3 protein-coding genes are annotated in these 4,961 nt (G+C 47.6%); all 3 read right to left on the bottom strand.

All coding sequences use genetic code 11. The features are described 5' to 3' along the window. Nucleotides 1-154: 154 nt before the first annotated feature. Nucleotides 155-1,438: a rhamnogalacturonan acetylesterase gene (locus B5F71_RS18755; RefSeq protein WP_087213374.1), complete on the bottom strand. Its 1,284-nt coding sequence runs from the start codon at nucleotides 1,436-1,438 to the stop codon at nucleotides 155-157. A 22-nt stretch (nucleotides 1,439-1,460) separates the two neighbouring features. Then, nucleotides 1,461-4,238, bottom strand: a complete 2,778-nt coding sequence (locus B5F71_RS18750; protein ID WP_087213371.1) for a glycosyl hydrolase — start codon at nucleotides 4,236-4,238, stop codon at nucleotides 1,461-1,463. A 138-nt stretch (nucleotides 4,239-4,376) separates the two neighbouring features. Beyond that, complete coding sequence (locus B5F71_RS18745) at nucleotides 4,377-4,622, bottom strand: hypothetical protein (protein ID WP_158098154.1); 246 nt, start codon at nucleotides 4,620-4,622, stop codon at nucleotides 4,377-4,379. Between the last annotated feature and the right edge of the window lie 339 nt (nucleotides 4,623-4,961).

Genomic DNA, 4,961 nt, shown 5'->3' with positions numbered 1-4,961 from the left:
AACAGGAGCGGAAAGGACCAAAAAATCGCCCAAAGCACACACGAAAACGGATACATCAAGCCAAGAAAAACTTTTTGGAGAAATTCAAAACAGCTTCTCAAAACAGCTTAAAAACTTATCCCCAATCAGCACACGATAAATTCAAAACAGTTTCTCAGTTTCCGTCCGGTTTCTCTATTTCGGTGAATGGGCTGTCATCCCATTGGAAACTGTCTGGATTATCAGGATGAGCTGGGTCAAAAGGCTGATAGTCTTTCAGACAGGCAGCGAATGGAAGGTTCAGCCCACGGATTCCTTCTACTATACAGCGAGCTATTTCGTAGGCTCCGTAAGGGTTGAAGTGGGTATTATCGGCAAGTTCGCGAGTCTGTCCCGGGTAAGTGCCTGCAGGATAATGTACAAAGGCTTTCTTCGAGGTTTCTACTCCCAGTGCTTCATACAGTGTGCGGGTCATGTCGTGCAGTTCGATGACTGGTACCTGTTCGCGCTGTGCCACCCAGCGCATGGCATCGGGATAGTCTTCGTGGGTTTCGAGTATCTTGCCGTTTTCATCGAATGAGCGGCGTTGGGTCGGGGTAACGAAGACCGGAGTGCCTCCTTTGAGACGTACTTCATCGATGAAAGTCTTCAGCTGGGTAGCAAAGAAGTAATAGGCTCCCTTGCCGGGTCCTTTCAGTTTCTGGTCGTTATGTCCGAATTCGATGAACATGTAGTCGCCTGGTTTCATTTGCGTGAGAGCTTTCTTCAGGCGTCCTGCCTTGATGAAGGTATCGGCACGTTCGCCACTTTCGGCATAGTTGGCAAAACATACGCGGTCGTTGAAGAAAGCGGGAATCATCTGTCCCCAACTTGCCCACGGTTCGTTGTCCTGGTCTACTACGGTAGAATTTCCGGCAAGGAAAACTGTAGGGACATTGTCTGCCCGTTCTATTTTTATGTTTGCTACGCAAGGGGCGCTGCCATTAAATTCCAGCGTGAGTTTGTCATCCCAGTTCAACTTGTTTTTTTCGCGTAGTTTGATACGTACTTTTTCCTCTCCGTCAATAACCGTGTTACGTTTGTTGATAACGAACGTAAAGGTCTTGAATTCTCCTTTGCGGGTAAGGATTCTGTTCAGGAACAAGCGGCGCGATTCACCTCTTACGGTGGTGAGTCCTGCTTTTTTCTTGCTTCCTAGGGTGACGGTGATGCGATAATTACCATCGGGTACGTCAACCGAGAAGAAGAATGGCTGGTCCGATTTTCCATCAGGGGCAGGAATGAGGTCATAGCCGAAGTGTCCTTCTCCTGGATATAGTGAATCGGGGGTAATGTAGATGGTTGTGCTTCCTTTATCCGCTTTGTTGGGAGCAAAGGTAAAGTCGTAGGTTTGTGCCGATAGGCCTGCAGCCGGAATCCATCCGGCTATCAGCAGGCTGAATAGAATGTTTGGTTTCATCTTATTCATAGGTGTTTTCGAGTTAGAGTTTATCATAGTTTACAGGAATCAGTTTTACGCAGCTGTTCAGTCCCGCAGGCATGGGTTGCAAGTGGCTGTAGTCTCCTTTTTCGTAGTTCAGCTTTACCATGTTTATTTCCTTGAAGATGCGCCATTGTTCACCTTTGCGGTCCATGTCGGCAATGCGGTTGCTCGGTAGGTTGGTTACCTCTACTTCGAGGGTATTCTTGCCGGGTTTCAGCCATTTTCCTATTTTCAGGCGGAAGGGTACGGCCCATACAGTTCCTGCTTCGTGTCCGTTGATGCGTACACGTGCACTTTCCCTCACGTCGCCCAAGTCAAGAATCCAGTCGTCTGCTTTCAGCTGGGGCATGTCGATAGTTACTGTATAGCGTGCAGTTCCCATATTGATAGTGGCATTGGGATGGTCTATTTCTGTCCACGACATGGGGGTGTCGATGTCGAATTCGCCTTCGATGCTGGGATGGCTTTCAGTGAATGCCAGTTTCCATCCATGGTCCAGGCTAAGGCTGTATGCTTGTTCGGAGCCGTATTTCCATGCGGATTGTCCTTCCGGTTTTTCCCGGAATGTCTGTACGATGAGGCTTTCGCCCGATTTCAGTTGCAGGCGCACTTGTAGCTTACCATCTTTCGTGCGTGTCTGTGCCATGCCTTTTTCACCGGTCATAGGGTCGAAGAGCATGGCTGCGGTATCGGCTACATTAAGCGTTGCCCATCCGTTTACGTCTTGTTTTTGCAGGCAGGATACAAAGTAATGGTGTCCGTCGGGATTGGTCCGTCGGATGAACTGTAAGCCATAGCGTGTTTTTATTTCTTCTGCCGGTGTGCCGGTGGCATCGAGTACCTGATGGTAGTCAGAACCAATGATAATCCGTCCCTTGCCGAAGTCGAAGCATTGTGTCTTGTCGAAGGAATCAGCTTGGGGAAGGTCGGCACAGACAGCTGAAAAGGCTTTGCGGTTCTGTCTCAGTTGGCTGTAGCCCGGAACGTCTTCGGGGTATTGTTCGACAAATGCCACAGTGGCTCCTTCTCGTGCCAGACTTATCAGTTTTTTAAGGGTAGTGGCAGGCATCAGGCGTGCGGCTGGCACTACCAGTGCTTTGTATCGGGTTCCTCCGCTGGTTACCAGCTGCCCGTCTTCGTACCGGGTGGTACGTACGAATGCATCCGAGATATAGTCTACGTCATATCCGCCTTGGATGATGGTCTGGATGGTTTTGATGAATTTGGGGGCATATTGGTCCATCTTATGGATATCAAATGCTACCATACGTCCTGGCAGGTCGTTCCACATATCATAGATAGGAAGATATACCAGGAAATCATTGTCGGGTTGTCCCATTTGCAGGAAAGACTGGCAACGGGTGATGTAGTTAAAGAATGCCGGTGCATCGCGCCAGATGGAATTGGTAGGCGACATATTGACAGTGGCATAGAACAGCCATCCGGGCCATGCTGCTTCTTGAGGCGAGTATGGCGTGCCGTGAAAGAACATGTGGTTTACGCCAGATACGAACATCAGGTCCATGTCGGGTTTGCATTGTGACAGGGAAGTGCGGAAGTGGTCGGTAAGCCACGTGAAAGTTTCCGAAGAAGTATAAGGCTTTCCGGAGATATGTGCAGCCGACGAAGCATACTTCAGCATGGAAATGTCGGAAAAATTGGGGCGTGTCAGTGAGTCACGGCGTAATCCTTTGATGTGGAAGTCGGTCAGTCCGAAGCCTTCGCACTCAGGTATGTCTACCGATGCGTATGTATCAATCAGGTTGGCGGGTGAACCGTGTGCCTGGTTTCGGGTGGTGCTTCCGTGTCCATGTGCCCATTTGGTCCATTGGGTTGTAAAGTTGTCTATCAGCATTTCGCTTACGGTTTCCCTATAATCGGACAGGATACGTCTGCTGGTTTCCGGACGTGTTTCATCCAGAAATTCGGGAAAATGTTCTTCCAGCCGGTATCCTCTCCGTTTTGCAAATTCTTCCAGCAGTCCAGGTGTCCAGTCGGCACCATATACTTCGTAAGAATCATTGAAGAAGGAACGTGGCCAGTCGGTCTGGCTTTTCTTAAAAGCTTGGTCGAATTTGGCAAAGTAATTTTTTACAGCTTTCGGATTCAGGTGATCCATTACATACCCCTCTCCTCCGGGTGCGGCACGTTTCACTTTTTGCAGGGTCTTTCCTTCGAATAAGGCAACCAGTTGCCATTCCCCTGCGGGTGCTTTCCATATCAGTTTTCCTTCGTTTACTTTCGAAGTCAGGTCGAGGCATTTGCCTTTCCCGTCGTATGCCATCAGCCGGCTTAGTTTGGCAATACCTTCCTGCCGTTTTTTCTCTTTCGGGTCAGTGATGCATATATCCAATGATACATCTTTTCCTCCGTTTATCAGATAAGATTCGAAGATGGCTTTGGTGGCAGCTTCTTCGATAGTGACTTCGGGTCCTCCGAAAGGCCAGCCTGTACCGGTATTCATGTCGATGCTGATACCGTTTTTTTGAGCTTCAGCTTCGGTATATTCAAGCATTTCCATCCATTTGGGCGAGAGAAAATCGATGTCATTCTGTTCGTTTCCTTGTACACCGTAGATGGGAGTGATTTCCAGGCTGCCCAGTCCTGCTGTGCCGTATTTTTTCAGATTATACGAAAGATTCTTTTGGTCGACGGCACTACCCAACCACCACCACCGGCTACCCGGTCGGGCTTCTGGTTTCACTTCTGGCCAGTCTTGGGCATGTGCCGTGCTGCCCAAAAACAGTAGCGTCCATAGCATGTTGTACTTTTTCATGTGTTTTCAGTGTTATCGAATGATTATATGGAAGCAAATGTAAGGCGTTTTTGCCGATATTTCCATATAGAAAAGTACATATTCATGGATTATTGTACAGATTGTTGTCTGGTAGTTGGTGGTATGGCATCTTTCTTTTTACTTTTCGCGTAAAACCAGATTATAGAGTCTGTTTCGAATTTGTCGTGCGCTGATTTGGAATGAGTATTTGAATTTAGAAGCTGTTTTGAATTTCTCCAAAAAGTTTTTCTTGGCTTGATGTATCTGTTTTCGTGTGTGCTTTGGGCGATTTTTTGGTCCTTTTCGCTCCTGTTCTTCGTCAGATAGCCCGCTATTTTCCTCATCACAGAAGCGAAAATGCCTCAAAAACTCATCCCAAATCATCGCACGATAAATTCAAAACAGCTTCTTAGTTTCACTTCCGTGATGAGGAAAGATGCAGGACAGGACAAAAAGAAACACCACAGAAAACACTTGCATGTCTGAAATAGGCAAGGCTTCCTGTGGTGAATCAGCTCAACACACTTTTAATCCAATCCTGAAAAACAAGTATATTCCTATTGAGAAGCTGTTTTGAATTTCTCCAAAAAGTTTTTCTTGGCTTGATGTATCTATTTTCGTGTGTGCTTTGGGCGATTTTTTGGCCCTTTTCGCTCCTGTTCTTCGTCAGATAGCCCGCTATCTTCCTCATCACAGAAGCGAAAATGCCTCAAAAACTCATCC

This window comes from Bacteroides sp. An269, assembly GCF_002159755.1.
In the GTDB taxonomy this organism is placed as follows: Bacteria; Bacteroidota; Bacteroidia; order Bacteroidales; family Bacteroidaceae; genus Phocaeicola; species Phocaeicola intestinalis.
Note: the sequence above shows the minus strand (reverse complement) of the source record. Positions and strands in the feature narration are given on the sequence as shown.